This is a genomic window from Streptomyces sp. TLI_55 (assembly GCF_900206255.1).
GTDB lineage: Bacteria > Actinomycetota > Actinomycetes > Streptomycetales > Streptomycetaceae > Streptomyces > Streptomyces aquilus.
The window spans coordinates 8,090,152-8,115,109 of the sequence record NZ_OAOJ01000001.1 but is presented as its reverse complement, the minus strand read 5'-3'; the positions used below and the strand labels follow the sequence as shown (position 1 = coordinate 8,115,109).

The 24,958-nt window shown below is 71.2% G+C and carries 22 protein-coding genes; 13 read left to right on the top strand and 9 right to left on the bottom strand.

Annotated features, from left to right (window positions below):
• Positions 1-152 precede the first annotated feature (152 nt).
• The 6 genes from rhaI (at position 153) to CRP56_RS37115 (ending at position 7,890) form a co-directional block, all read left to right on the top strand.
• Positions 153-1,322 (top strand): L-rhamnose isomerase, encoded by a 1,170-nt coding sequence (gene rhaI / locus CRP56_RS37140; protein ID WP_097271635.1) that lies wholly within the window; start codon positions 153-155, stop codon positions 1,320-1,322.
• Positions 1,323-1,461: 139 nt separating this feature from the next.
• Entirely contained in the window at positions 1,462-3,501 is a 2,040-nt protein-coding gene (locus CRP56_RS37135; RefSeq protein WP_097271633.1) for a bifunctional aldolase/short-chain dehydrogenase, read from the top strand.
• 8 nt (positions 3,502-3,509) lie between these two features.
• Positions 3,510-4,937: a rhamnulokinase gene (locus tag CRP56_RS37130; RefSeq protein WP_097271631.1), complete on the top strand. Its 1,428-nt coding sequence runs from the start codon at positions 3,510-3,512 to the stop codon at positions 4,935-4,937.
• Positions 4,938-5,009: 72 nt separating this feature from the next.
• Positions 5,010-5,765: a (Fe-S)-binding protein gene (locus CRP56_RS37125; protein WP_097271629.1), complete on the top strand. Its 756-nt coding sequence runs from the start codon at positions 5,010-5,012 to the stop codon at positions 5,763-5,765.
• Entirely contained in the window at positions 5,762-7,237 is a 1,476-nt protein-coding gene (locus CRP56_RS37120; protein ID WP_097271627.1) for a LutB/LldF family L-lactate oxidation iron-sulfur protein, read from the top strand. The genes CRP56_RS37125 and CRP56_RS37120 overlap by 4 nt, the downstream gene beginning before the upstream one ends.
• Positions 7,234-7,890, top strand: a complete 657-nt coding sequence (locus CRP56_RS37115) for a LutC/YkgG family protein (protein WP_097271624.1) — start codon at positions 7,234-7,236, stop codon at positions 7,888-7,890. The genes CRP56_RS37120 and CRP56_RS37115 overlap by 4 nt, the downstream gene beginning before the upstream one ends.
• Here CRP56_RS37115 and CRP56_RS37110 read toward each other — a convergent pair.
• Positions 7,863-10,925 (bottom strand): alpha-L-rhamnosidase, encoded by a 3,063-nt coding sequence (locus CRP56_RS37110; protein WP_097271623.1) that lies wholly within the window; start codon positions 10,923-10,925, stop codon positions 7,863-7,865. The two genes, CRP56_RS37115 and CRP56_RS37110, sit on opposite strands and share 28 nt — an antisense overlap.
• Positions 10,926-11,175: 250 nt before the next feature.
• On the opposite strand from CRP56_RS37110, the gene CRP56_RS37105 reads away from it, so the two are divergent.
• From CRP56_RS37105 to CRP56_RS37095, 3 genes are all read left to right on the top strand, one after another.
• A complete protein-coding gene (locus CRP56_RS37105) occupies positions 11,176-12,330 on the top strand; it encodes an ABC transporter ATP-binding protein (RefSeq protein ID WP_097271621.1) in 1,155 nt (384 codons plus the stop codon).
• Between the two features lie 159 nt (positions 12,331-12,489).
• Positions 12,490-13,725: a glycosyltransferase gene (locus CRP56_RS37100; RefSeq protein WP_097271619.1), complete on the top strand. Its 1,236-nt coding sequence runs from the start codon at positions 12,490-12,492 to the stop codon at positions 13,723-13,725.
• A 49-nt stretch (positions 13,726-13,774) separates the two neighbouring features.
• Positions 13,775-14,200: a DUF3224 domain-containing protein gene (locus CRP56_RS37095; RefSeq protein WP_097271617.1), complete on the top strand. Its 426-nt coding sequence runs from the start codon at positions 13,775-13,777 to the stop codon at positions 14,198-14,200.
• A gap of 76 nt (positions 14,201-14,276) precedes the next feature.
• On the opposite strand, the gene CRP56_RS37090 is transcribed toward CRP56_RS37095, so the two are convergent.
• The 5 genes from CRP56_RS37090 to CRP56_RS37070 all read right to left on the bottom strand — a co-directional run bounded on the left by CRP56_RS37090 (position 14,277) and on the right by CRP56_RS37070 (position 18,167).
• The gene (locus tag CRP56_RS37090) at positions 14,277-15,161 is read right to left on the bottom strand and encodes a hypothetical protein (RefSeq protein ID WP_257041493.1); all 885 of its coding nucleotides are present in this window, start codon (positions 15,159-15,161) and stop codon (positions 14,277-14,279) included.
• A gap of 125 nt (positions 15,162-15,286) precedes the next feature.
• Complete coding sequence (locus CRP56_RS37085; protein WP_097271613.1) at positions 15,287-15,856, bottom strand: hypothetical protein; 570 nt, start codon at positions 15,854-15,856, stop codon at positions 15,287-15,289.
• Positions 15,857-15,886: 30 nt separating this feature from the next.
• Complete coding sequence (locus CRP56_RS37080) at positions 15,887-16,822, bottom strand: ABC transporter substrate-binding protein (RefSeq protein ID WP_097271611.1); 936 nt, start codon at positions 16,820-16,822, stop codon at positions 15,887-15,889.
• A complete protein-coding gene (locus CRP56_RS37075; RefSeq protein WP_097271609.1) occupies positions 16,819-17,490 on the bottom strand; it encodes an ABC transporter permease in 672 nt (223 codons plus the stop codon). Before CRP56_RS37075 ends, CRP56_RS37080 begins: the two co-directional genes overlap by 4 nt.
• Entirely contained in the window at positions 17,487-18,167 is a 681-nt protein-coding gene (locus tag CRP56_RS37070; protein ID WP_097271607.1) for an ABC transporter permease, read from the bottom strand. Before CRP56_RS37070 ends, CRP56_RS37075 begins: the two co-directional genes overlap by 4 nt.
• A 168-nt stretch (positions 18,168-18,335) precedes the next feature.
• Between CRP56_RS37070 and CRP56_RS37065 the strand changes: the two genes are divergently transcribed.
• The 4 genes from CRP56_RS37065 (at position 18,336) to CRP56_RS37050 (ending at position 22,783) form a co-directional block, all read left to right on the top strand.
• Positions 18,336-19,121 carry an ABC transporter ATP-binding protein gene (locus tag CRP56_RS37065; RefSeq protein ID WP_179851211.1) on the top strand — a complete coding sequence of 262 codons (786 nt, stop codon included), beginning with the start codon at positions 18,336-18,338 and terminating at the stop codon, positions 19,119-19,121.
• A 3-nt stretch (positions 19,122-19,124) separates the two neighbouring features.
• Positions 19,125-20,435: an FtsX-like permease family protein gene (locus CRP56_RS37060; RefSeq protein ID WP_097271603.1), complete on the top strand. Its 1,311-nt coding sequence runs from the start codon at positions 19,125-19,127 to the stop codon at positions 20,433-20,435.
• Positions 20,436-20,576: 141 nt separating this feature from the next.
• Complete coding sequence (locus CRP56_RS37055; RefSeq protein ID WP_097271601.1) at positions 20,577-21,434, top strand: AAA family ATPase; 858 nt, start codon at positions 20,577-20,579, stop codon at positions 21,432-21,434.
• Positions 21,431-22,783 carry a vWA domain-containing protein gene (locus tag CRP56_RS37050; protein ID WP_097271598.1) on the top strand — a complete coding sequence of 451 codons (1,353 nt, stop codon included), beginning with the start codon at positions 21,431-21,433 and terminating at the stop codon, positions 22,781-22,783. The genes CRP56_RS37055 and CRP56_RS37050 overlap by 4 nt, the downstream gene beginning before the upstream one ends.
• Positions 22,784-22,818: 35 nt before the next feature.
• On the opposite strand, the gene CRP56_RS37045 is transcribed toward CRP56_RS37050, so the two are convergent.
• From CRP56_RS37045 to CRP56_RS37035, 3 genes are all read right to left on the bottom strand, one after another.
• Entirely contained in the window at positions 22,819-23,178 is a 360-nt protein-coding gene (locus CRP56_RS37045; RefSeq protein WP_097271596.1) for a cupin domain-containing protein, read from the bottom strand.
• Positions 23,179-23,252: 74 nt separating this feature from the next.
• Positions 23,253-24,233: a threo-3-hydroxy-L-aspartate ammonia-lyase gene (locus CRP56_RS37040; RefSeq protein ID WP_097271594.1), complete on the bottom strand. Its 981-nt coding sequence runs from the start codon at positions 24,231-24,233 to the stop codon at positions 23,253-23,255.
• Positions 24,230-24,898 carry a helix-turn-helix transcriptional regulator gene (locus CRP56_RS37035; RefSeq protein WP_097271591.1) on the bottom strand — a complete coding sequence of 223 codons (669 nt, stop codon included), beginning with the start codon at positions 24,896-24,898 and terminating at the stop codon, positions 24,230-24,232. The genes CRP56_RS37040 and CRP56_RS37035 overlap by 4 nt, the downstream gene beginning before the upstream one ends.
• Positions 24,899-24,958 lie beyond the last annotated feature (60 nt).

Here is a 24,958-nt window from a genome sequence, read left to right as displayed (position 1 = left end):
TCGAGACTCATAGGTCACGGCCGGGTCACAGGCAACAGCCTTGGTCGCAGGGCTTGACACCCCATCGGGCGGCTCATACTTTCCCGTCTTGAATCGTTTCACAGTGAAGCTGTTCGGAAACCCTTCGGACCCGACGTCACAGGAGCCCTCAAGTGACCGAGCTCGCCGCGGTGAAGGCCGCGCTCAAGACACAGGCAGTCGAGACGCCGTCGTGGGCGTACGGGAACTCGGGAACGCGCTTCAAGGTGTTCGCGCAACAGGGCGTTCCGCGCGATCCCTGGGAGAAGCTCGACGACGCCGCGCAGGTGCACGCGTTCACCGGGGTCGCGCCGACCGTGGCACTGCACATCCCGTGGGACAAGGTGGACGGCTCCGATGGATACGCAGAGCTGGCGAAGCACGCGGAGGAGCGCGGGGTGCGGCTCGGCGCGATCAACTCCAACACCTTCCAGGACGACGACTACAAGCTGGGCAGCATCTGCCACCCGGATGCGGCGGTGCGCCGTAAGGCCGTCGATCACCTGCTGGAATGCGTCGACATCATGGACGCGACCGGGTCGAAGGACCTGAAGCTGTGGTTCGCGGACGGCACGAACTATCCGGGGCAGGACGACATCCGGGCCCGGCAGGACCGGCTCGCGGAGGGCCTCGCCGAGGTGTACGAGCGGCTGGGTGACGGGCAGCGGATGCTGCTGGAGTACAAGTTCTTCGAGCCGGCCTTCTACACGACGGACGTGCCGGACTGGGGGACGGCGTACGCCCACTGCCTCAAGCTCGGCGAGAAGGCGCAGGTCGTGGTCGACACGGGTCACCACGCGCCGGGGACCAACATCGAGTTCATCGTCGCGACGCTGCTGCGGGAGGGGAAGCTCGGCGGGTTCGACTTCAACTCGCGGTTCTACGCCGACGACGACCTCATGGTCGGGGCCGCCGATCCGTTCCAGCTGTTCCGGATCATGTACGAGGTGGTGCGTGGGGGTGGGTTCACGCCCGAGGTCGCGTTCATGCTCGACCAGTGCCACAACATCGAGGCGAAGATTCCGGCGATCATCCGGTCGGTGATGAACGTGCAGGAGGCCACGGCGAAGGCGCTGCTGGTTGACCGGGGTGCGCTGGCTGCTGCGCAGGCTTCGGGGGATGTCCTTGAGGCGAACGCCGTGATCATGGACGCGTACAACACGGATGTGCGGCCGTTGCTTGCGGAGGTGCGCGAGGAGATGGGACTCGACGCGAACCCCATCGCCGCGTACAAGCGGTCCGGGTGGGGCGAGAAGATCGTGGCTGAGCGGGTGGGTGGGCAGCAGGCCGGGTGGGGGGCGTAAGCGTCTGCCGGTTCTGTTTCGTTGCGGGGTGCGGGCCGGTTGTGGCTGGTCGCGCCCGCGCGGCGGTAGCCGCAAATCAACACAGCCCCGCGCCCCTTGGGGCATGAACTCACCCTCTCTTTAGAAGGAACTGGACATCATGGCTGTACACCCCGAAGCTGCTGCCCTTATCTCCCGCTCCCATCGGCTCGGTGCCGACCCCCGTAACACCAACTACGCCGGTGGCAACGCGTCGGCGAAAGGTATCGACAGTGATCCCGTCACCGGGGGTGATGTGGAGCTGATGTGGGTCAAGGGGTCCGGTGGGGATCTCGGGACGCTGACCGAGGCGGGGCTTGCCGTGTTGCGGCTGGACCGGCTGCGGGCGCTGGTCGATGTCTACCCGGGTGTCGAGCGCGAGGACGAGATGGTCGCCGCGTTCGACTACTGCCTGCACGGCAAGGGCGGGGCCGCTCCCTCCATCGACACCGCGATGCACGGGCTGGTCGACGCCGCCCATGTCGATCATCTGCACCCGGACTCCGGGATCGCGCTCGCCTGCGCCGCCGACGGCGAGAAGCTGACCGCGGAGTGCTTCGGCGACACCGTGGCCTGGGTGCCGTGGCGGCGGCCCGGGTTCCAGCTGGGACTGGACATCGCCGCCATCAAAGCCGCCAACCCGCAGGCCATCGGCGTGGTTCTCGGCGGGCACGGGATCACCGCCTGGGGTGACACCGCCGAGGAGTGCGAGCGGAACTCGCTGCACATCATCCGTACCGCCGAGAAGTTCCTGGAGGAGCGCGGGAAGGCCGAGCCCTTCGGGTCGGTGATCGAGGGGTATCAGGCGCTGGACGAGAGTGAGCGGCGGGAGCGGGCCGCCGCGCTCGCTCCCCATGTACGGGCCATCGCCTCGCAGGACCGGCCCCAGGTCGGGCACTTCAACGACTCGGACGTGGTGCTGGAGTTCCTGTCCCGTGCCGAGCACCCGCGGCTCGCCGCGCTCGGTACTTCCTGCCCGGACCACTTCCTGCGCACCAAGGTGGCCCCGCTCGTCCTGGACCTGCCGCCGGCCGCCCCGCTGGAGGAGGCCATCTCGCGGCTGAAGGAGCTGCACGCCGCCTACCGCGAGGAGTACGCCGCGTACTACCAGCGGCACGCGCTGCCCGACTCCCCCGCGATGCGCGGTGCGGACCCGGCGATCGTGCTGATCCCGGGCGTGGGCATGTTCTCGTTCGGCAAGGACAAGCAGACCGCCCGGGTGGCCGGGGAGTTCTACGTCAACGCCATCAACGTGATGCGGGGCGCCGAGGCCGTTTCGTCGTACGCGCCCATCGAGGAGTCCGAGAAGTTCCGGATCGAGTACTGGGCGCTGGAGGAGGCCAAGCTTCAGCGGATGCCGAAGGCCAAGCCGCTGGCGACCCGGGTCGCGCTGGTGACGGGGGCGGGCAGCGGGATCGGCAAGGCCATCGCGCAGCGGCTGGTCGCCGAGGGTGCGTGTGTCGTCGTTGCCGACCTCAATGCCGAGAACGCCTCCACCGTCGCGGAAGAGCTCGGTGGGCCCGACAAGGCCGTCGCCGTGAGCGTCGACGTGACCTCCGAGGAGCAGATCACCGATGCCTTCAAGGCGGCCGTGCTCGCCTTCGGCGGGGTCGATCTGGTCGTCAACAACGCCGGGATCTCCATCTCCAAGCCGCTGCTGGAGACTTCGGCCAGGGACTGGGACCTCCAGCACGACATCATGGCCCGCGGCTCCTTCCTCGTCTCCCGGGAGGCGGCCCGGGTGATGATCGCGCAGCGACTGGGCGGCGACGTCGTCTACATCGCCTCCAAGAACGCCGTGTTCGCCGGGCCCAACAACATCGCCTACTCCGCCACCAAGGCCGACCAGGCCCATCAAGTGCGGCTGCTGGCCGCCGAGTTGGGTGAGCACGGCATCCGCGTCAACGGGGTCAACCCGGACGGCGTGGTGCGCGGTTCCGGGATCTTCGCCGGTGGCTGGGGTGCGCAGCGGGCGGCCGTGTACGGCGTGGCGGAGGAGAAGCTGGGCGAGTTCTACGCGCAGCGGACCATCCTCAAGCGCGAGGTGCTGCCCGAGCACGTCGCCAACGCCGTTTTCGCGCTGACCGGTGGGGAGTTGACCCACACCACCGGCCTGCATGTCCCCGTCGACGCCGGCGTCGCGGCCGCGTTCCTGCGGTGAGCGCGCTCGTGAAGTCGTACGCCGCGGTCGACCTCGGCGCGTCCAGTGGACGTGTCATGGTCGGCCGCGTCGGTCCCGACAGTCTGGAGCTGGCCGAGGCGCACCGGTTCGTGAACCGGCCGGTGCGGGTGCCGGAGGGGCTGCGGTGGGACGTTCTCGCGCTGTACGCCGGGGTGTTGGACGGGCTGAGGGCGGCTGGGCAGGTCGACTCCGTCGGCATCGACAGCTGGGCCGTGGACTACGGCCTGCTGGACGCCGACGGGGCGCTGCTCGGCAACCCGGTGCACTACCGCGACTCCCGTACCGAGGGTGTCGCGGAGAAGGTGTGGGCGACCGTGCCCGCAGCCGATCTCTACGCCGCGACCGGGCTCCAGTACGCGCCCTTCAACACGCTGTACCAGCTCGTCGCCGAGCAAGTCACCGACGCGGAGCGGCTGTTGCTCATCCCCGACCTGCTCACCTACTGGCTCACCGGCGAGCAGGGCACCGAACTCACCAACGCCTCCACGACCCAGCTCATCGACCCCCGGACGCGCGACTGGTCGTACGACATCGCCTCCCGGCTGGGGATCGACCTCGGGCTGTTCGCGCCGCTGCGGCAGCCCGGTGACCCTGCCGGGGTGCTGCGGCCCGAGGTGCTGGAGGAGACGGGGCTGCGCGGGCCGGTGCCGGTGACGGCGGTCGGTTCGCACGACACCGCGTCCGCGGTGGCCGCCGTCCCGGCCGCGGGCGGTGAGCGGTTCGGGTACATCTGCACCGGCACCTGGTCGCTGGCGGGGCTCGAACTCGACGCGCCCGTGCTGACGGAGGAGAGCCGGGCCGCCAACTTCACCAACGAGCTGGGGCTCGACGGTACGGTCCGGTATCTGCGCAACATCATGGGGCTGTGGCTGCTCCAGGAGTGCGTACGGGCCTGGGGCGAGCCGGAGTTGGGGGCGCTGCTGCTGGAGGCGGCGAAGGCGCCGGCGTTGCGGTCGGTGGTGGACGCCTCCGACCCGGTGTTCCTCGCGCCGGGGCGGATGCCGGAGCGGATCGCCGAGGCGTGCCGTGCCTCGGGGCAGCCGGTGCCTCGGACGCCCGGCGAGATCACGCGCTGCATCCTCGACTCGCTGGCGCTCGCCCACCGCAAGGCGATCGAGGAGGCCAGGCGGCTTGCCGACCGTCCCGTCGACGTCGTCCACGTCGTCGGCGGCGGCACCCGCAACGCGCTGCTGTGCCAGCTGACCGCCGACGCCTGCGGGCTGCCGGTGGTGGCGGGCCCGACGGAGGCCGCGGCCCTCGGGAACGTGCTGGTCCAGGCGCGGACGCACGGGCTGGTCGGCGACCTCGCGGACGGGCGGGCACTGCTCACCCGTACCCAGCCGCTGACCCGGTACGAGCCCCAGGGTGACACGGCACCGTGGCGCGCGGCGCAGGCCCGGCTCGCCACGAGGTGAGCGGAGGTCTCCCCTCGGACGCGCGTCCGCATTACCCTGCACTCATCCGATGATCGATCACAAGGAGCCGCGATGCGTGTCGCCCTGTTCCTGACCTGTGTCAACGACACGCTCTATCCGGACACCGGGCGCGCCGTGGTGAAACTGCTGACCAGGCTGGGCGTCGAGGTCGACTTCCCGATGGCCCAGACCTGCTGCGGGCAGGCGCACTACAACACCGGGTACCGGCATGAGACGGAGCCGATGGCCCGGCATTTCTCCGATGTCTTCGGGGAGTACGAGGCGATCGTCACGCCGTCCGGTTCGTGCGGGGCGATGGTGCGGGAGCTGTATCCGCGGCTGGGTGAGCGGGCGCGGGCGGAGGGGCGCGGGGACGGACTCGCGACCGCGTTGGCGCCCGTGGTGCCGAAGACGTACGAGCTCACCGAGTTCCTGGTGGACGTGCTGGGGGTGACGGACGTGGGCGCCTACTACCCGCACAAGGTGACCTACCACCCGACCTGTCACGGACTGCGCGGCCTCGGGCTCGGCGACCGGCCCCGGCGGCTGCTCCAGGCCGTGAAGGGGCTGGAGTTGGCGGAGCTGCCGGGGGCGGAGGAGTGCTGCGGTTTCGGCGGCACCTTCTCCCTGAAGAACTCCGACGTCTCGGCGGCGATGGGTGCGGACAAGGTGCGCAACGCCGAGTCGACCGGTGCCGAGGTGCTGTGCGCGGCCGACAACTCCTGTCTGATGCACATCGGCGGCACCATGAGCCGACTCAAGGTGAACATGCGGCCGGTGCACATCGCGGAGATCCTGGCGAGCACGGAGGAGGAACCGGCGGCATGAGCGGCACGTTCGTAGGAATGCCGGCCTTTCCGAAGGCCGCGCACGAAGCCGTCAACAACCCGACCCTGCGCGGCAATCTGCGGCACGCCACGCACACCATCCGCGCCAAGCGCGAGAAGGCCGTCGCCGAGGTCTCCGACTGGGCCGAGCTGCGCGAGGCGGGCAAACGGATCAAGGACCACACGCTGCGTCATCTCGACGACTACCTCGTCCAGTTGGAGGAGTCGGTGACCGCGGCGGGCGGCATCGTCCACTGGGCCGCCGACGCCGACGAGGCCAACCGGATCGTCACCGAACTGGTCAAGGCGACAGGCGAGTCGGAGGTCGTGAAGGTCAAGTCGATGGCCACGCAGGAGATCGGTCTCAACGAGGCGCTGGAGGAGGCGGGCATCCACGCCTACGAGACCGATCTCGCCGAGCTCATCGTGCAGTTGGGCAAGGACCGGCCCTCGCACATCCTCGTCCCGGCCATCCACCGCAACCGGGGCGAGATCCGGGACATCTTCGCGAAGGAGATGAGCGAGTGGGGGCGCCCGGCCCCCGAGGGCCTGACCGACACGCCCGCCGAACTCGCCGAGGCCGCCCGCCTGCACCTGCGCGAGAAGTTCCTGCGCGCCAAGGTCGGTGTCTCCGGCGCCAACTTCATGGTCGCCGAGACCGGCACGCTGGTGGTCGTGGAGTCCGAGGGCAACGGACGGATGTGCCTGACCCTGCCCGAGACGCTGATCTCGGTGGTCGGCATCGAGAAGATCGTGCCGACCTGGCAGGACCTGGAGGTCTTCCTCCAGACACTCCCCCGCTCCTCGACGGCCGAGCGCATGAACCCCTACACGTCGACGTGGACCGGCACCACCGACGGCGACGGCCCGAAGACCTTCCACCTGGTCCTCCTGGACAACGGCCGCACCGACACCCTCGCCGACGAGGTCGGCCGCCAGGCCCTGCGCTGCATCCGCTGCTCGGCCTGTCTGAACGTCTGCCCGGTGTACGAACGCGCCGGCGGCCACGCCTACGGCTCGGTGTACCCCGGGCCGATCGGCGCCATCCTCAGCCCTCAACTCCGGGGCACGGCAAGCGAGATCGACGCCTCCCTGCCCTACGCGTCCTCGCTGTGCGGTGCCTGCTACGAGGTGTGCCCGGTCGCCATCGACATCCCCGAGGTGCTGGTGCATCTGCGGGAGCGGGTCGTGCAGGGCGGCGAGGTGACCCGCGAGGGCAACAAGGTGGTCCTCAAGCCGGCCAAGGGGCATGCCGCCGAACGGGCGGCGATGCGGGCGGCCCGCTGGGCGTTCGCGCATCCCGGCGCGGTGCGCGCGGGCCAGCGTCTCGCCTCCCGCACCCGTCGGCTGCACCCGCGCCGCCTGCCGCTGCCGGGTCCCGGCAAGGCGTGGAGCGAGACACGGGATCTGCCACCCGTGCCCGCGGAGCCGTTCCGTGACTGGTGGCAGCGGACTCAGGGCGGTGCCAAGTGAGCAGCAGGGAACGGATTCTGGGCCGGGTGCGGCGCGCGCTGGCCGACGCCCCGAGCGAGGACACGCCGATCGAGCGCACGTATCTGCGTGAACATGGCGATCGCTCCGTCGAGGAGACCACCGACCTCCTCGCCGAGAACCTCGCCGACTACCGTGCGATCGTGAACCGTTGCTCCCCGGACGACCTCGCGGTGACGCTCGCGGGGATGCTGGCCGCGCGCGGCGCCCAGACAGTGCTCGTGCCGTCGGGGCTCGACCCTGCGTGGCTCGCGGACGTCGACGCCGAGCAGGTGCCCGACCGACTGGAGAGCACCCCGCACGAACTGGACCGGATCGACAGCGTGGTCACGGCCTGCGCGGTCGCCGTTGCCGAGACCGGCACGATCGTGCTGGACGGCGGCCCCGACCAGGGCCGCCGCCGGATCACGCTGGTGCCCGACCACCACATCTGTGTCGTCCGGGTCCCGGACCAGGTCGTCGGGTCGGTGCCGCAGGCCCTCGAACGCCTCGACCCGGTCCGCCCGTTGACGTGGATCTCCGGTCCTTCGGCGACCAGTGACATCGAACTGGACCGGGTCGAGGGGGTGCACGGTCCGCGCACCCTGGAGGTGGTGCTGGTCGGCGCTCAGCCCAGCGCGGAGGCCAACTCGTAGCGCCCGGAGGGCAGTCGGTAGGAGGCGGTGCCGTCCGCGAAGTCCAGGTACCGCACACCCCGGACGCGGGACAGCGGGGTGCGGCCCTCGCGGACGGTGTCCGGGTCGGAGGTGGGGATGCGCAGGGTCGCGGTGCTGTTCGCGGGCACCGTGGCCCGATAGGTCAACTCCCGCCCCCGGACCGACCATTGGCTGACGATCTCGCCGTACGGCGACAGGTGCGAGCCGTTGACCCGGGTGATCCTGCCGGTCGGGTCGAGGTGCGGCCTGAGGAAGAAGTGGCGGAAACCCGGGTGGGCGGGGTCCTTGGCGATGCCGGCCATGCTCTCGTACATCCACTCCATGATCGCGCCGTAGGAGTAGTGGTTGAACGAGTTCATCTCGACCGGCCCGAAGCCGTCCTTCGTCGAGTACGAGTTCCAGCGCTCCCAGACCGTGGTGGCGCCGTTCTTCACCGAGAACAGCCAGGACGGCATCGCGTCCTGGTGCAGCAGCTTGTACGCGAGGTCGGCGTGGCCGGTGTCGGTCAGCACGGGTGCGAGCACGTTCACGCCGAGGAAGCCGACGGAGAGGGTGTTCTCGGGGTAGTGCACCCGGGTGCTGTCGGGGTGGGCGGCCTTGTAGGCGGCGTCGTTGCCGATGTTCTCCGCCAGCATGGTGATCAGTTGGCGGCGCTGGGCCTCGGTGTCGTGGAAGCCGAGTTTGAGGATCCACAGCAGCGCGGTCTGCGTGTTGTCCTCGGTCTTGGTGGGGGTGTCGCCGGGGGTGGGCGGCGGGTCGCCGAGGCTGGAGCGGACGGTGAGCGTGCCGTTCTCGGTGCTCAGGTACTTGGCGATGAACGCCCTTTTGATGAGGGCGAACAGGTCGTCGTAGGCGCGGCCTTCGGCGGTGCGGCCGGTGGCGCGGGCCATGTCGGCCATGAGGCGGGCGCTGTAGCCGTAGTAGACGTCGCTGATCAGCTGGGTGCCGGTGTTCTGGAAGGCCAGCCAGTCGCCGAAGACGGCGCCCTGTCCGGCGTAGGTGTCACGGGTGCGCCGCTGGATCCAGTCCAGGTACTTGGTCATCGCCGGCCAACTGCGGTCGATGACGGTCGGGTCGCCGGACATCTGCCACACGGTCCACGGCACGACGACCCCGCAGTCGGCCCAACCGCTCGCCGGTATCGGCTGGTTGTAGCGGTTGCCGGGGGCGACCCAGGTGAACTGGGCGCCGTCCTGGCCGCAGATGCGCTGCGAGTCGATGAGGCTCTCCTCGAAGTGACTGAGGAAATTCACCGCGTCGGCGTTGTAGAGGCCCGTGTTGGAGAACAGCTGGGTGTCGCCGGTCCAGCCGAGGCGTTCGTCGCGCTGGGGGCAGTCGGTGGGCACCCACAGGTAGTTGCCGCGCTGGCCCCAACGGACGTTGCTGATCAGCTGGTTGACATCGGCGTCGTCCGTGGTGACCGCACCGATGTCGCGGAGGGCGGAGGTGGCGACCCGGCCGGTGAAGCCGGTCAGGGTCACGGTGTCGGTCGTGGTGACGGAGACATAGCGGAAGCCGTAGAAGGTCAGGGAGTCCTGGTGGGTCTCGCCCTCCGGGGCACCCTTCAGGATGTAGGTGCTGGTGGCCTTGGCCGAGCGGAGGTTGGCGCGGTAGACGGAGCCGACCGGGCCGTCGGCGCCCGCGCTGTCGTCGTTGAGCATCTCGCCGGGCTTGAAGGCGACTTGGGCACCCTCGGGACCGCGCAGCGAGTAGCGCGGGACGCCGACCATGTTCTGACCGAGGTCGATGACCGCCGTCTCGCCCGGGTGGAGGGTGACGGGCAGGGTGGCGGCCTTGCGGTGCTCGCCGGTGTGCACGGTGACCGACTGCGGGGAGCGGTCCCACTCCGGGATCAGCCGGGCGCTCTCGCCCGGGTAGGCCACGAGCCGGGAGTCGGGGAACTCGGCGGCGAAGCCGTGCTCCTCCACCCCGGCCCAACCGGCGGTGTCGAAGCCGTTGCCCGTCCAGCCGGGCAGTTCCTTGCGGGCGTCGTAGGTCTGCCCGTCGTAGATGTCGTCGGCGCGACAGGGACCGGTGTCCGTGGCCTTCCAGTCGGTGCCGGGGGCGGTCACCACGGTCTGCGTCGAGCCGTCGGCGTACCGGATCAGCAGCTTGGCCTTGAGGGCGAGCCGGTTGCCGTCCGCCGAGTAGTACGAACTCGCCTCCGAGACCCGGCTGTTGTACCAGCCGTTGCCCAGCACGGCGGCGAGGGTGACCTGCCGCTCCCCCGCGACGAGGGACGTGACGTCGTAGGTCAGATAGCTGACGCGGGCGTCATAGTTCGTCCAGCCGGGGGTGAGCAGCTCGTACGTCGATGACGTGCCGTGCGGCACCGCGACCCGGCGGCCGTTGACGTAGGCGTCGTACACGCCGAGCGCGGACACGTAGAGGCGGGCCTCGCGCACCCGGCGTCCGGTCAGCTCCGCCTGTCGTCGGAGGAGCGGCGCGCCGGGGCTGTTCGGGGTCTTGCCGGCCATGGTGATCCAGCGGGCGCCGTCCCATCCGGTGACGCCGTCGGTGCCGAGGAGACCGGTCTCGAAACGGGCGGTCGGGGCGGCCGGGAGCGCGCGGCCGTTCTCGTCCCAGACCCGCACGGTCCAGTGGTAGCGGGTCGAGGGGCGCAGCTCGGGCCCCGCGTAGCGCACGGCCACCGAGTCGGCGGAGGCGACCCGGCCGCTGTTCCACACGTCCGCGCGGCCGGTGGTGAGGCGGTCGGGCGTGGCGGCCACCAGGATCTGATACGCCGTCTGGCGTCGGCCACGGGTGGTGGAGGCGGTGCGCCAGCCGAATCTCGGCCGGGGCGCGTCCACGCCGAGCGGGTCGGTGCGGTGCTCGACCGTGAGGCCCTCGACGGCCTCGCGGTCCCCGGCCGGTGCCGCCGCGGCCGGTCCCGCACCGCCGATCCCGCCCGCCATGGCCACCGGCACGGCCCCCAGCGCCGTGGTGAGCACCGTCCTGCGGCGCACCGCCCCGCCGTTCGTGCCGTCGTTCGTGCTGTCGACTCCGTCTGTCATGCCGTTGTCCCTTCGGCCGTTCGGAGTTGTATCGATTCAGCTCGTTCGGCGGTTGAAGTTAGTGGCGGATGTGGCGGGTGTCTACCGCTTCTGCATCGTGAATTCCTGCCAGATTCCAACAGAACCGCCCAGCGGCAGCGTCTGGCGTGAAGTCGATATTTGAAACCGTTCAAAATCGGAATCATCAATTCACCAGCCGGTGGGACCTTGCTGGAGGGCGTGATCGGACGCACGCCCTTAGCGTGAGGTCATGATCCGGTTCGAGCAGGTCAGCAAGCGGTATCCGGACGGTACGACGGCCGTGGACGACCTCAGTTTCGAGGTGTCCGAGGGCGAACTCGTCACGCTCGTGGGCCCGTCCGGCTGCGGGAAGACGACGACCATGATGATGGTCAACCGGCTGATCGAGCCGACCTCGGGCCGGATCTTCGTGAACGGCGACGACATCGCCACGGTGGACCCGGTCCGCCTGCGCCGCCGCATCGGCTACGTCATCCAGCAGGTCGGACTCTTCCCGCACCGCACGATCCTCGACAACACGGCGACCGTGCCGGCGCTCGTCGGCTGGAAGAAGGCCAAGGCGCGGGCGCGCGCCGCCGAACTGCTCGACCTGGTGGGCCTCGACCCCAAGCGGTACGGGCCGCGCTACCCCGACCAGTTGTCCGGCGGACAGCGACAACGGGTCGGCGTGGCACGGGCGTTGGCCGCCGATCCGCCGGTGCTGCTGATGGACGAACCGTTCGGCGCCGTCGACCCCGTGGTGCGGGAGCAGTTGCAGGACGAGTTCCTGCGGATGCAGGCCGCCGTGCGCAAGACGGTACTGCTGGTCACGCACGACATCGAGGAGGCGGTGCGGCTGGGCGACCGTATCGCCGTGTACGGGCAGGGCCGCATCGAGCAGTTCGACACGCCCGGGGCGGTGCTGGGGGCACCGGCGACGCCGTACGTGGCCGAGTTCGTGGGTGCCGACCGTGGGCTGAAGCGGCTGTCGGTCACCGAGATCGAGGCCGACGACCTGGAGCAGCCGCCGCTGGCCCGCCTCGACGAGCCGACCGGGGCGGCGGCGCGACGGCTCGGGGCGGAGGGGGCGCGCTGGGCCGTCGTGCTGGACGACGACGGCACCCTGCACGGCTGGATCGGCGCCGACGACCTCGCGGCGGACGGGACGGTCGGCGACCACGCGCACCGGATGAACGCCTGGGTGCCGGTCGGAGCGCCCCTGAGGCAGGCCTTCGGCGTGATGCTCCAGCACGATGCCGGGTGGGTCGCGGTCCTGGACGGGGCGCGCTTCCTGGGCGTCCTGACCCCGGCGAAGCTGCATGAGGCACTGCGGCGGTCGGTGGACGCGGACGCGTTGGGGGTGGCGCGGGATCAGGTGCGGTTCGCATCGGTGGCGGACGCGTAGCCGGGCCGACGCGCGGAACCGACATACGAAGGGCGAAGAGTTCAACAACTCCCCGCCACTATCAAGCTATAGCGCACAGGGGGGCTTGCCGCAAGGCCCCCCTCATGCCGCAGAATCTCCGGCCTGACCGCCTGGACCAGCGGAAACGGGAGTGTCGAAGTGCGTGTGTTGCTGATGTCGTACGGGTCGCGCGGGGACGTCGAACCGCTTGCGGGGCTGACGGCGGCGCTGCGGGAGCTCGATGTGGAAGTGCGGGCGTGTGTGCCTCCGGACGAGGAGCTCGCGGCGCTGCTGACCGGTGCCGGTGCGGAGGTGGTGCCGTTCGGTTCGTCGGTGCGGGCGCTGGTGACGGGGGCGCGGGGGCCGTCCCCCGATCTCGCGTTCAAGGTCGCGGCCGAGCTGGTCGCCGGTCATTTCGGGGAGGTCGCCAAGGCGGCCGAGGGGTGTGACGCGCTGCTGGCGACCGGCCTGATGCCGGCCGGCGCGCGGTCGGTGGCCGAGCATCTGGGCATCCCCTACGTGCTCGCCTGCTTCCACCCGTGCGGGCTGCCGTCGTCGCGGTACGCGCCGCTGAAGCGGCCGGGCAAGCCGAACCCGCCCGGCGTGACCGACCTCAAGGAGCTGTGGCGCCTGGACGCGGAGCGCGTGAACGCGCTGTACGGCGAGGCCCTCAACACCCACCGGGCAGCCCTCGGGATGCCGCCGGTGGACAACGTCCGCGACCACGTCCTCACCGAGCGGCCGTGGCTGGCGGCGGACCCGGCGCTGGGCCCGTGGCAGGAGATGACGGACCTCGAACTCGTGCCGACCGGCGCGTGGATCCGGCCGGACGACCGGCCACTGCCGGCCGAGCTGGAGGCGTTCCTGGCCGCCGGTGCGCCGCCGGTGTACGTCGGGTTCGGCAGCATGGCCATGCATGCCGCGAGCGATGTCGGACCGGTGGCGATCGAGGCGGTCCGCGCGCGGGGCCGCCGGGTGCTGCTGGGGCGTGGCTGGGCCGAGCTGGCGCTGGTGGACGGCCAGGACGACTGCTTCGCCGTCGGCGACGTCAACCACCAGTTGCTGTTCCCCCGGGTGGCCGCCGTCGTCCATCACGGTGGCGCGGGTACGACCACGACGGCGGCGCGGGCCGGCGCTCCACAGGTGATCGTGCCGCAGGTCGCGGACCAGCCGCTGTGGGCGGCCCAGGTGGCCGAGCTGGGCATCGGCGTGGCCCACGACGGCCCGAAGCCCACGCTGGAGTCCCTGTCGGCCGCGCTGGAGAAGGCGCTGTCCCCGGAGACCCGCGAGCGGGCCGAGGCCGTGGCGGGCAGGATGCGCACGGACGGGGCGATGGTCGCCGCGAAGCTGCTGATCGAGGAGATCCGCCGGGGAGGGCCGGGCGCGGCCGCGTAGGAGACGTCGGCGCCGGGCCGTTGTCAGTGGCGCGTCCTAGTCTCGGGGCATGAGAGCTTCGGGAACGTTCAAGGTCGCGGACTTCACACCGGCCCCGGTGCCGGCGCCGGGCATCGAGACGGCGGTGCCGGTCGGCGTCGCCACGATGGAGAAGACGTACGAGGGTGAGGTCACGGGGCGCTCGGACACCCTGTTCACGGCCGCGTACGACCAGGGCACCGGGGTCGGTACGTATGTCGCGATGGAGTCCTTCGAGGGCTCGCTCGGCGGCCGGGCGGGCGCGTTCAACTTCGCCCACTCGGCGACGACTCTGGGCACGGACCGGCAGAGCGAGTTCTTCGTGATCGTCCCGGGCAGCGGAACGGGAGCGCTGGCGGGCATCACTGGCTCCGGCGGCATGGCGATCGACACGGACGGCACCCACCGGGCGTGGTTCGAGTACGACCTCGACGCTCAACGGCCTTCTGACGCCTAGCCCTTGCTCGACCGGCGCTCAACGGCCTTCTGACGCCTAGCCCTTGCTCGACCGGCGCCCAACGGCCTTCTGACGCCTAGCTCTTGCTCTGCCGCCGCGCCGCGTCCCGCCCCAGGATGCCGAACGCCCACCGTTCGTTGAAGCCCGCCACGAAACCGACGGCACACCAGAAGCCCCAGAAGTCCGTGCCCTTGACCGGGGACCCCGACCTCCCGGGCGCCGGGCAGATGTCGGCCGCCGTGGCGGGCACCTCGAAGATCGGCACGATGCCGCCGCTGAACAGGAAGTACACGGCCAGGGCGAGCACCCAGCCGACGAACACCCGGTAGAGGCCCTCGTGCCGCATGCTGCGGGCCATCTGCCCCGGGACGGCCACGCCCTCCCGGCCGTCGGTCTGCCGCCGCGCCAGCTGGTCCGCGCTGCCCCGCAGCCGTACCAGCACACTGAGCACCGCGCCGAACGCGCCGACCCCACCGCACACCACGGCACCCAACAGGCTCCAGCGATTGGTGCAGTTGAGGGTGACGCCGAGCGCGCCGAGCAGACCGACGCCGCCCAGCAGCGGCACCGCGAGCAGCACGAGGCTCGCGGCGGAGCCCAGGCCGAGGCCGATGTTGAGGCCCCGGCTGACGGCCGTGGCGCTGTCCTGCGCCAGTCGGCCGCGCAGGTCGGCGATCTCCTGGTCGAGATACTCGGTGAGGTGCTCGTTGGGCTTGGCGTCGCCGAGCCGTGGGTCGCTCAGCGCGTTGCCGAGCACCCGCCGGACGGTGACGCGAGCCGACACTCGCGTGTGCGGCTCGAAGGCGCTCTGCGAGGCGCCGTAGAGCAGTTGAAGCTGAAGCTGCTGTTCGGGATAGAGATCACCGAACTGCACATAGGCCCGGTCCATTCCGACCGGCACCACATTCATGAGTCCCTCGGGCCGCAGCTCGCTGTCCGCCCGGTCGACCAATGCACGCATTCCCCGCCACCGCGGGTGACGGTATCCCCCGTTGTCCCCCATGCACTGGGTGTACCCGCCCGGGCGGGCGTCGGGAAGGCCCGCCGCCGCACCAGTACGGTCACCGACGTCACGGAGCCGTCACGTCAGCTGAAGGTGATCGGGCAGCCGCGGCGCAGGGAGTGCTGGGCGGCGCGGAGGTAGAGGGCGACGTAGAAGGCGGCGTCCAGGTCCTCGGCCCAGGGGCCGGGGCGGGCGGCGGCGGTCTTCTCGGCCTGCCCGTCGAGGAACCAATTGGTCAGGTCGAGGTTCGCGCGCGAGACGGGCAGCGTCGGCGGCAGCCCGATCGCCGCCGCCAACCGCTGGGCGAGGGCGAGGACTTGGGGCGCTCCTGCGACCACGGTCGTATCGGTGTAGGCGGACTCCACGGGCAGTTCGATCGTCTCGTCGAGCGGGACCGGCACCAGCACCGACCAGCCGCAGAGCATCTCCTCCTCGTCTCGGGTCAGATGCGCGCGGCACAGCTCGACGAAGCCGTCCATGGAGGGGCTGAACTTCTCCCCGAACGCCAGACCCCTGCATGCCGCCGGAACCTCGTACGCCGACAGGCCTCGCGCGGTCAGCTTCTCGTCGAGGGCGGAAGCGATCTCGCCGTACCCGCCCTCGTACTCGGCGCGCCAGTCCTCCGCGCCCACATCCACCAGATAGACACCCATGGCGGCAATCTACGACGCCCCACTGACACTTCACTTCAGCAGCCCTTTGTCCGCCAGATAGGCCCGCGCCACGTCCCGTGCCAACCGCCGCCAGCTGTCCACCTGTTGGTTCATCGACGCGAGGTCGGCCGTCGTCAGGACGTCGTTCAGTGCGCCCAGCGCCTTGGTGACGCCCTCGCTGCCGGCGCGGGCGCGGTTGACGACCGGCACCACGTAGTCGGCGTTCTGGAGATGCTTGTCGTCGGCGAGCAGCACCAGCCCGAAGTCGCCCAGCGTGGCGTCGGTCGTGGTGGTCAGCACCATCTGGTCGTCACCGCTCTGCACGGCCCGCTTGGCCTGTGTGGTGCCGACGCCCTTCGGGTCCACGCCGGTGATGTCGATACCGTAGGTCTTCTTCAACCCCGGTTCGCAGTACGGCCGTTGCACGCACTCGTCGCCCGCGGCCAGCCGTACCTCCAGCCCCGAGGCGCCGAGGTCGCTCAGGGTCTTCAGGTCGTGCTCGCGGGCGTACGAGGCGCTCACCGCGAAGGCGTTCTGGTCCACCGCCCGGCCGGGGTCGAGGACCGTCAGACCGCGGGGCGTGGCCAGCCGGCGCAGGGCGGTCATCGTGGCGTCGAGGTCCGGTGAGCCGGCCGGGGCCGCGTCGGCGCCGTGGGTCTTGGCGTTGAGCCAGTCGGCGAAGGTGGCCGCGTACTCGGGGACGACGTCGATCTGGCCGGACTCCAGGGCCGGTTCGTACAGTTCGCGGTTGGCGACGGTCAGCAGGGACGTCTTGTAGCCGGCCTGGTCCAGGAGCAGGGCGTACATCTGGGCGAGCAGGTCGCTCTCGGTGAACCCGGCGGAACCGATGGTCAGATGGTGGCTGTCGCCGGGTGCGGCGGTGACGGCGCCCTGGTTCTCCAGGGACGGGCCGGTGGCACAGCCCGTCAGGAGCAGCGCGACCAGTACGGCCCCCAGCCGCCTCATCGGCTCCCCCTCGCCCAGTGCGGCGCGAACCGTTCCGCGAGCTCGAAGACCCCCTCGACGATCAGTGCGAACGCGGCGACCAGCACCGCCCCGGCCACCACCTGCGGCGTACTGGCGAGGTTGAAGCCGGCCGTGATGATCCGGCCCAGTCCGCCCCCGCCCGCCAGCGCGGCGATCGTGGCGGTCGCGACGAGCTGGACGGCGGCGATCCGGACCCCGTTCAGGATCATCGGGAGCGCGAGGGGCAGTTCCACCTGGACCATCGTCTGCCGCCCCGTCATCCCCATGCCGCGCGCCGCCTGGACGACGCTCCGGTCGACCTCGCGCATGCCGACGTACGCGTTGGTGAGCAGGGGCGGCAGGGCGAACAGGACCAGCGCCACCACCGTGGGGCCTTCTCCCCAGTCGCCGATCGGGGTGAGGAGCAGCAGGACCAGCACGGCGAAGGTGGGGACCGCGCGGCCGATGTTGGAGATGTTGACCGCGAGCGCGCCGCCCTTGCCGAGGTGGCCCAGCACCAGGGCGATCGGCAGGGCGATCAGACAGCTGATCACCAGGCAGACGACCGTGAGGACGAGGTGTTGCAGCAGCCGGTGCCAGATCCCGTCGTCGCCCGCCCAGTGCGCGGGGTCGGTGAGCCAGTCCCAGGCGTCGGTGAGGGTGGTCATCCGCGGGTCGCCCTCGTCCAGGGGGTGAGCAGCCGCTGCACGCCGAGGAGCAGGACGTCGGCGAGGATCGCGATGACGACGCACAGGACGGAGGCGGTCAGGACCTGGGCCTTGAAGTAGGTGTTCATACCGGCGTAGATGAGGTTGCCGAGTCCGCCGTGGCCGACGATCGCGCCGACCGTCACCAGCGACACCGCGGAGACCATGGCGATGCGCAGTCCGGCCATCGCGGCGGGCAGGGCGAGGGGCAGTTCCACGGTGAGCAGGAGGCGGATCGGGCCGTAGCCCATGCCGCGCGCGGCCTGCCGGGTCTCCTCGGGGACGGCCCGCAGGCCGGCCAGGATGTTCCGGACCAGCAGGGTGAGCGAGTAGAGGACGAGACCCGCGACGACCAGGCTCGCGGAGAGCCCGTACACGGGCAGGAGCAGCGAGAACATCGCCAGGGACGGGATCGTGTAGAGGATCGTCGTGACGGCGAGGACGGGTCCGGCCGCCCAGCCCCAGCGGCGCGCCAGGACCGCGAGCGGCAGGGCGATGACGAGGCCGATGAGCACCGAGACGGCGGTCAGCTGAAGGTGCTGGACGACCGCGTCCCAGAGGATCTGGCGACGGGTGCTCAGATACTCGCCGCAGATCCACTCGTTACGCGCGAGGCAGTCGTCCGGGGGCGCGGTCATGGAGTCATTGCATCGGGCAGGGCAGCGGGTCGGCGCGTTCTGGTGACCCGTACGGGGTGGTGCTGAGTACACCCTCGGATACGGGTTCTGCGCCCCGTGTGGCCTGGCCTTCATCTCCGTAGCTTCGTTGGCGGGGCACAGGGGGTGCCCGACCGAGAGGTGATGACGATGTTTCGCACAGGCTCGCGACGCAGGCACGACACGGGACCCGCCGCAGAAGCGCTGCGGCTGGTCAAGGTCAGCAAGACCTACGGCAGCGACGACAGCGCCGTGACCGCACTGGACGGGGTCACGCTCGGGCTGGCCCGGGGCACCTTCACCGCGGTGATGGGGCCCTCGGGGTCCGGGAAGTCCACGCTGCTCCAGTGCGCGGCCGGACTCGACCGGCCCGATCACGGCATCGTGGTCGTGGACGGCACCGAGCTGACCGGCGGCACGGAGGCGGAGCTGACGAAGTTCCGGCGCGGGCGGGTCGGCTTCGTGTTCCAGCAGTACAACCTGCTGGACACGCTGACCGTCGCGCAGAACACGGTGCTGCCGCTGAAGCTGGCCGGGCGGCGCGTCGACCGCGGGCGGGCCCGGGAGATCCTGACCCAGGTCGGGCTCGGCGACCGGCTGGGCCACCGCCCCGACCAGCTCTCCGGCGGTCAGCGGCAGCGGGTCGCGATCGCCCGGGCGCTGGTCTGCGAACCCCGGGTGATCTTCGCCGACGAGCCGACCGGCGCTCTGGACACGCGCAGTGCGCGCACGGTGCTGCGGCTGCTCCAGGAGGCGGTACGGGTGCACGGGCGGACCGTGGTGATGGTGACGCACGACCCGGTCGCCGCCGGCTACGCCGACTCGGTGCTGTTCCTCGCGGACGGCCGGCTGGCCGGTCAGCTGCACGCGCCGACCGCGGACGCGGTCGCCGAACGCCTCGCGCACCTGGGCGACGACGTGACGGCGGGGGTGTGAGCGATGTTCGTACTGGCCCTGCGGTCGATCCGGCAACGGCCCGGACGGTTCCTCGCGACGCTGCTGTCCGCGTTCCTGGGCGCGGCGATCATCATGACGTTCAACTCGATGCACGACACGGCGGCCGGGAGCGGCGTCGACTCGGTCAGCTCGAACACGCTGACGACCGCGGCGAGCGTGGTCGGCGGTTACGGCTCGCTGCTGGTGTTCTTCGCCGTCGCCTCCACGCTGACGGTGAACGTCCGCCGGCGAGCCGCCGAGCTGGAGCTGCTGCGCTGCTCGGGGGCGACTCCGGCGCAGCTGAAGCGGATGGTCGTCGGTGAGGCGCTGGCCGTCGCCCTGGTGGGCGCGGCGCTGGCGATCGGACCCGCGATGCTCGGCGGGCGGGCGCTGCTGGCGGTGTTCCAGGACAGCGGCCAGGTGGCGGACTCGGTGGACTACTCGTTCGGTCCGATCGCGTTGCTGACGGGCGTCGACATCACCCTGATCGCCGCGGTGGGCGCCGCGTTCCTCGCCGTGCGGCGGGCGACGCGGGGGCAGCGGCGGCGGAACGGGGCACGCACGTTCTTCGCGTACGCCGCTCTCGTGACCGGCACCCTGGCGGTGTGCTCCACCTTCCTCATGAAGGCGACGGACGAGGCGCTCATGGCGCCGCCCGCGTACGGGGCGATCCTGCTGTCGGTGGGCTTCGCGCTGCTGTCGCCGCGGCTGCTGAAGGGGCTGCTGGACCGGCTGGCGCTGTCCGGGGCGAGCGGCTGGCTGGCGGTGCGCAATCTGCGGGAGCGGGCCGGGGAGCTCGCCGGGATCCTGATGTCGCTGGTCCTGTTCACGGCGGTGGCCACGACCACGCTCACCGCGCAGGCGGTGGAGAGTGACGAGGTCGCGGCCTCGGGGCTGGTGAAGTCGGTGGACGCGAAGAACCTGGAGACGCTGAACTTCACGGTCGTCGGGATCATCGTCGTCTTCGTCTGCGTGATGCTGGTCAACTCGCTGTACGCGGCGACCACGTACCGCAGCCGGGAGTTCGGCCAGCAGCGGCTGGCCGGCGCGACGCCCGGTCAGGTGCTCGGCATGGTGGGTGCCGAGGGGCTGGTCCTCACGGTCGCCGGGGTCTTCTTCGGCACGGTCGCGGCGCTGGCGGGGATCGTCCCGTTCACCGTGGTCCGCAGCGACGCGGTGCTGCCGGGGCAGGTCGTCGGCATCTGGCTCGCGGTCGTGTCCGTCGCGGCGGCGGTGACGGTGGGGACGGGCCTGGCGACGGCCCGGAAGGTGCTGCGCACACCGGCGACGGAGGCGGTGGCGCTGACGGCGTGAGCGCTCTGCGGGTGCGGAGGGGCGGCTGCTTCGGCGGCCGCCCCTCCTCGGGATACCGGGTGACAGGAGCGGTGAACAAGCGCTTAGATAGGTGAGGTCAAAAGCTCGACCGTATGGATCGCCACCGCCCAGGAGGCCCCGTTGTTCACTTCCGTCGACGACGTCTCCGCACGCCTCGCCGAGACCGGCTACCTCGCCTCGCCCGCGGTCGCCACCACCGTCTTCCTCGCGGACCGCCTCGGCAAGCCGCTGCTGGTCGAGGGCCCCGCCGGGGTCGGCAAGACCGAGCTCGCCAAGGCCGTGGCCGAGATCGCGGGGGCCGAGCTGGTGCGGTTGCAGTGCTACGAGGGCGTCGACGAGTCCCGGGCGCTGTACGAGTGGAACCACGCCAAGCAGCTGCTGCGCATCAGCGCGGGCCGCGACGAGACCTGGGACGAGACCCGCACCGACATCTTCAGCGAGGAGTTCCTGCTCACCCGCCCGCTGCTGACGGCGATCCGGGGCGACGAGCCGAAGGTCCTGCTGATCGACGAGACCGACAAGGCGGACGTCGAGGTGGAGGGCCTCCTCCTGGAGGTGCTCAGCGACTTCCAGGTGACGGTGCCCGAACTGGGCACGATCACCGCCACCCGGCGCCCCTTCGTCGTCCTCACCTCCAACGCGAGCCGCGAGCTGTCCGAGGCGCTGCGCCGCCGCTGTCTGTTCCTCCACATCGGTTTCCCCGAGGAGGAGTTGGAGCGCCGGATCGTCCGCCTGAAGGTGCCCGGCCTCGACGCGGCGCTGGCCGAGTCGGTGGTCCGAGTGGTCGGTGCGCTGCGCGCGATGGACCTGCGCAAGGTGCCGTCGGTCGCGGAGACCATCGACTGGACGCGCACCCTGCTCGCGCTCGGCGCCGACTCGTTGGACGAGACCGTCGTACGGGCCACCCTGGGCGTCCTGCTCAAGCACCAGGACGACGTCCTGAAGGCGGCCGCGAAGCTCGACCTGGACGCGCTGTGACCACGCCCGTCGCCGAGCGCCTCACCTCGCTCGTCGCCGCGCTGCGCGCCCACGGCATCCGCGTCGGGACCGGCGAGACCGTGGACGCGGCCCAGGCCATGGCGGCGCTCGGGTTCGAGGACCGGGAGCTGCTGCGCGAGGGGCTGGCCGCGACGCTGCTGCACGGCAGCGCCCAACGGCCGGTGTTCGACCCGGTCTTCGACCTGTACTTCCCGCGCGGAGTCGGCGCGCCGGAGCCCGGGACGGCGGACCGGGACGACCTGCGCGACCGGCTCGCGGCGGCTCTCGCCGCGAACGACGAGGCGTTGCTGGCCCGGCTCGCGAGCGAGGCCGTCGACGGCTTCGGCGGCTACGGCTCCTCCCCCGGCTCGGACGGCTGGTCGTCGTACCAGACCCTCGACCGGATCCGCCCGCAGACGCTGCTCGCGCGGGTCCGCGCCGACGTCCGGGCGCAGAGCGGGAGTTCGGGGTTCGCGGACCGGCTGCTCGACGACGAGATCCGGCGCCGGATCGAGGCGTTCCGGGGGCTGGTGGCGACGGAGGCGCGGCGGCGGGTCGCCGAGCGGCGCGACCGGGACCAGATCGCCCGCCGCGCGGTGGCGCCGACGGCGGACCGGGTCGACTTCCTGTTCGCCGGGAAGGACCGACTGGCCGAGCTGCGCCGGACGGTTCAGCCGCTCGCCCGGAAGCTGGCGACGCGTCTGGCCGCCCGTCGGCGGCGGGCCGCCCGGGGCAGCATCGATCTGCGGCGGACCCTGCGCGGGTCGCTGTCCACGGGCGGGGTGCCGATGCGGCCGGTGCTGCGCCGGCGCCGCCCGGCCCGGCCCGAACTGGTGCTGCTGTGCGATGTGTCGGGCTCGGTGTCCGGGTTCTCCGACTTCACGATGCTGCTGGTGCAGGCACTGCACGACCAGTTCAGCAAGGTGCGGGTGTTCGCCTTCGTCAACCGCATCGACGAGGTGACGGGTCTCCTGGAGCACGGCGCCGCCGACGCGGCGGGGCTCGGCGCCCGTATCCAGGCGGAGGCGACGCTCACCGGCTGGCACGGCAGCAGTGACTACGGCGTCGCCCTCGGGGAGTTCACGGAGCGGCACGGCGACGCCATCGGGCCCCGTACGACGGTGTTCGTCCTCGGTGACGCCCGGACGAACATGAGCGACCCGAACCTCGCGGCCGTCCGTCACCTCACCGAACGGGCCCGCCGGGTCTACTGGTTGAACCCCGAGCAGCGCTCACTGTGGGGCACCGGCGACTCCGCGGCGCCCGAGTACGCCGAGCTGGTGGAGATGCACGAGTGCCGCAACGTACGACAGTTGGGCGCGCTGGTGGGAAGGCTGCTGCCGATCTAGCCGACAGCAGCCCTTGTCTGCCGTGCCCGCCATCCCTAGGCGGGCTTGGCGTACTCGTTGGCCATGGTTCCCGCGAAGTCGTAGACCACGCACTGTTCGTCGCCGACCACCCAGGCGTCGTGGCCGGGCGAGATCACGAAGACGTCGCCGGGTCCCACCTCGGTCTCGCCGCCGCCGTCCATGACGATGTGCATGCGGCCCTGGACGACATAGCCGTTGTGGTGCACTTCGCAGCTCGTGGTCCCGACGATGGGTGCCACGGACTCGGACCAGCGCCATCCGGGCTCGAAGGTCCCCACCGCGAAGTCGAGGCCGGTGAGGTGGACCGCCTCCAGGTGACCTCGGGGGAAGTCCCGCCGCTCGTCCGGCTTGTCGAGGGTCTTCGTCTCCAGCATGTCGGCTCTCCCTTCACCTCACGCCCCACTCCATCGTCCGCCTGTCCACTCGGCGCCGCCATTCGAGTGCGGCGTCAGTCCCCCGCGGAGCCGCAGAGCGCGGCGAACCGTGCCGCGTCGACGTTCCCACCGGAGACGATCACCCCGACGCGGCGCGGCAGCGCCGCCACCCGGCCGGACAGCAGCGCGGCCAGCGGTGTCGCGCCGCTCGGCTCGACGACGATCTTCAGATGCTCGAAGGCGAAGCGCATCGCGTCCCGGATCTCGTCGTCGGTGACCAGCGCGATCCCGTCGACCAGCCGCTGGTTCACCGGGAAGGTCAGCTCCCCGGGGATGTGCAGCGCCTGCCCGTCGGCGATGGTGCGGGGCACCGGGATCTCGACGCGCCGCCCCGCCTCCAGCGACCTCTTGGTGTCGTCGCCGGCCTCCGGCTCGACACCGACGATCCGGACGCCGGGATACAGGCCCTTGGCCGCCGTGGCACACCCGGCGATCAGCCCGCCCCCGCCGACGGGCACCAGCAGGGCGTCCAGCTCCCCTGTCTCCTCCAGGAGTTCCAGGGCCGCCGTGCCCTGTCCGGCCATGACGTGCGGATGGTCGTACGGCGGGATCAGGGCGAGCCCGCGCTCGGCGGCCAGGGCTCCGGCGATGGCCACGCGGTCGCCGGTGTAGCGGTCGTACGAGACGATCTCGGCGCCGTAGCCGGCGGTGGCGGCCCGCTTCGAGGGCGGGGCGTCCTCGGGCATGACGATCACCGCGGTGCTGCCGAGCTCACGGGCGGCGAGGGCGACCGCCTGGGCGTGGTTGCCGGACGAGTAGGCGGCGATCCCGCGGGCGAGCTGCTCGGGGGTGAGACGGGAGGCCGCGTTGTAGGCGCCGCGGAACTTGAAGGCGCCCACCCGCTGGAAGTTCTCGCACTTGAGGAAGACCTCGGCGCCCACGCGCGCGTCGAGGGTGCGCGAGCGCAGGACCGGGGTGCGGTGGGCGACACCCTTGAGCCGGTCGGCGGCGGAACGGACGTCGTCGAGGGTGACGGGCGGGGGCGTGACGGTCACGCGGATCCTCCGGGAGTCGTGGCGCGGGCCTGGGAGAGGTAGCTGTAGGCGGAGGCGCGGGAGATGCCGAGGCGGGCGGCGACCTGCTCGATGGCGCGGCGCACGGCGAAGACGCCGCGCTCGTCGAGACTGCGGAACAGCGCGAGGCGGCCGGCGCGGTCGAGCGCGCCCCAGGGCTGGTGCCGGTGGGCGTCGAGGATGACGTCGACGACGGAGTCGATGTCGTCGCCGAAGGTGGTGACCGGCAGTTCGGCGGGGGCGGCGACGCCCCCGGCCAGGGCGCCGAGCAGGGCGTGGGCCTCGCTGACGGCGGTCACGTCGACGTTGACGCACAGGGCGCCGAACACGGTGCCCGTGGAATCGCGCAGCACCATCGTGGACGACTTGACGGTGGTGCCGGTACCCGTGCGCGTGACGTAGTTCAACTCGTCGCCTGCCTCGTCACCGCGGGCCACGATCCGCAGGCCGATCTCACTCATCGCCCCGCCGACCGCCCGCCCGGTCACGCAACCGGCGAGGGCGACGACGGACTTCTCGGGCTTCCGGTAGTCGTGCAGCACCACTTCGCACAACGGCCCGAACGTCGCCACCAGCCCGTCGACGACCGGCGTCAAAGCGGCGACGATCGCATCCCGCTCGGCTTCCAGGGCTCGCTCGGACGTCATGACGCACTCCCGACACTCTCGTGACCGACCAGCGCGTCTAGACTACAGATCCAGTCCCTG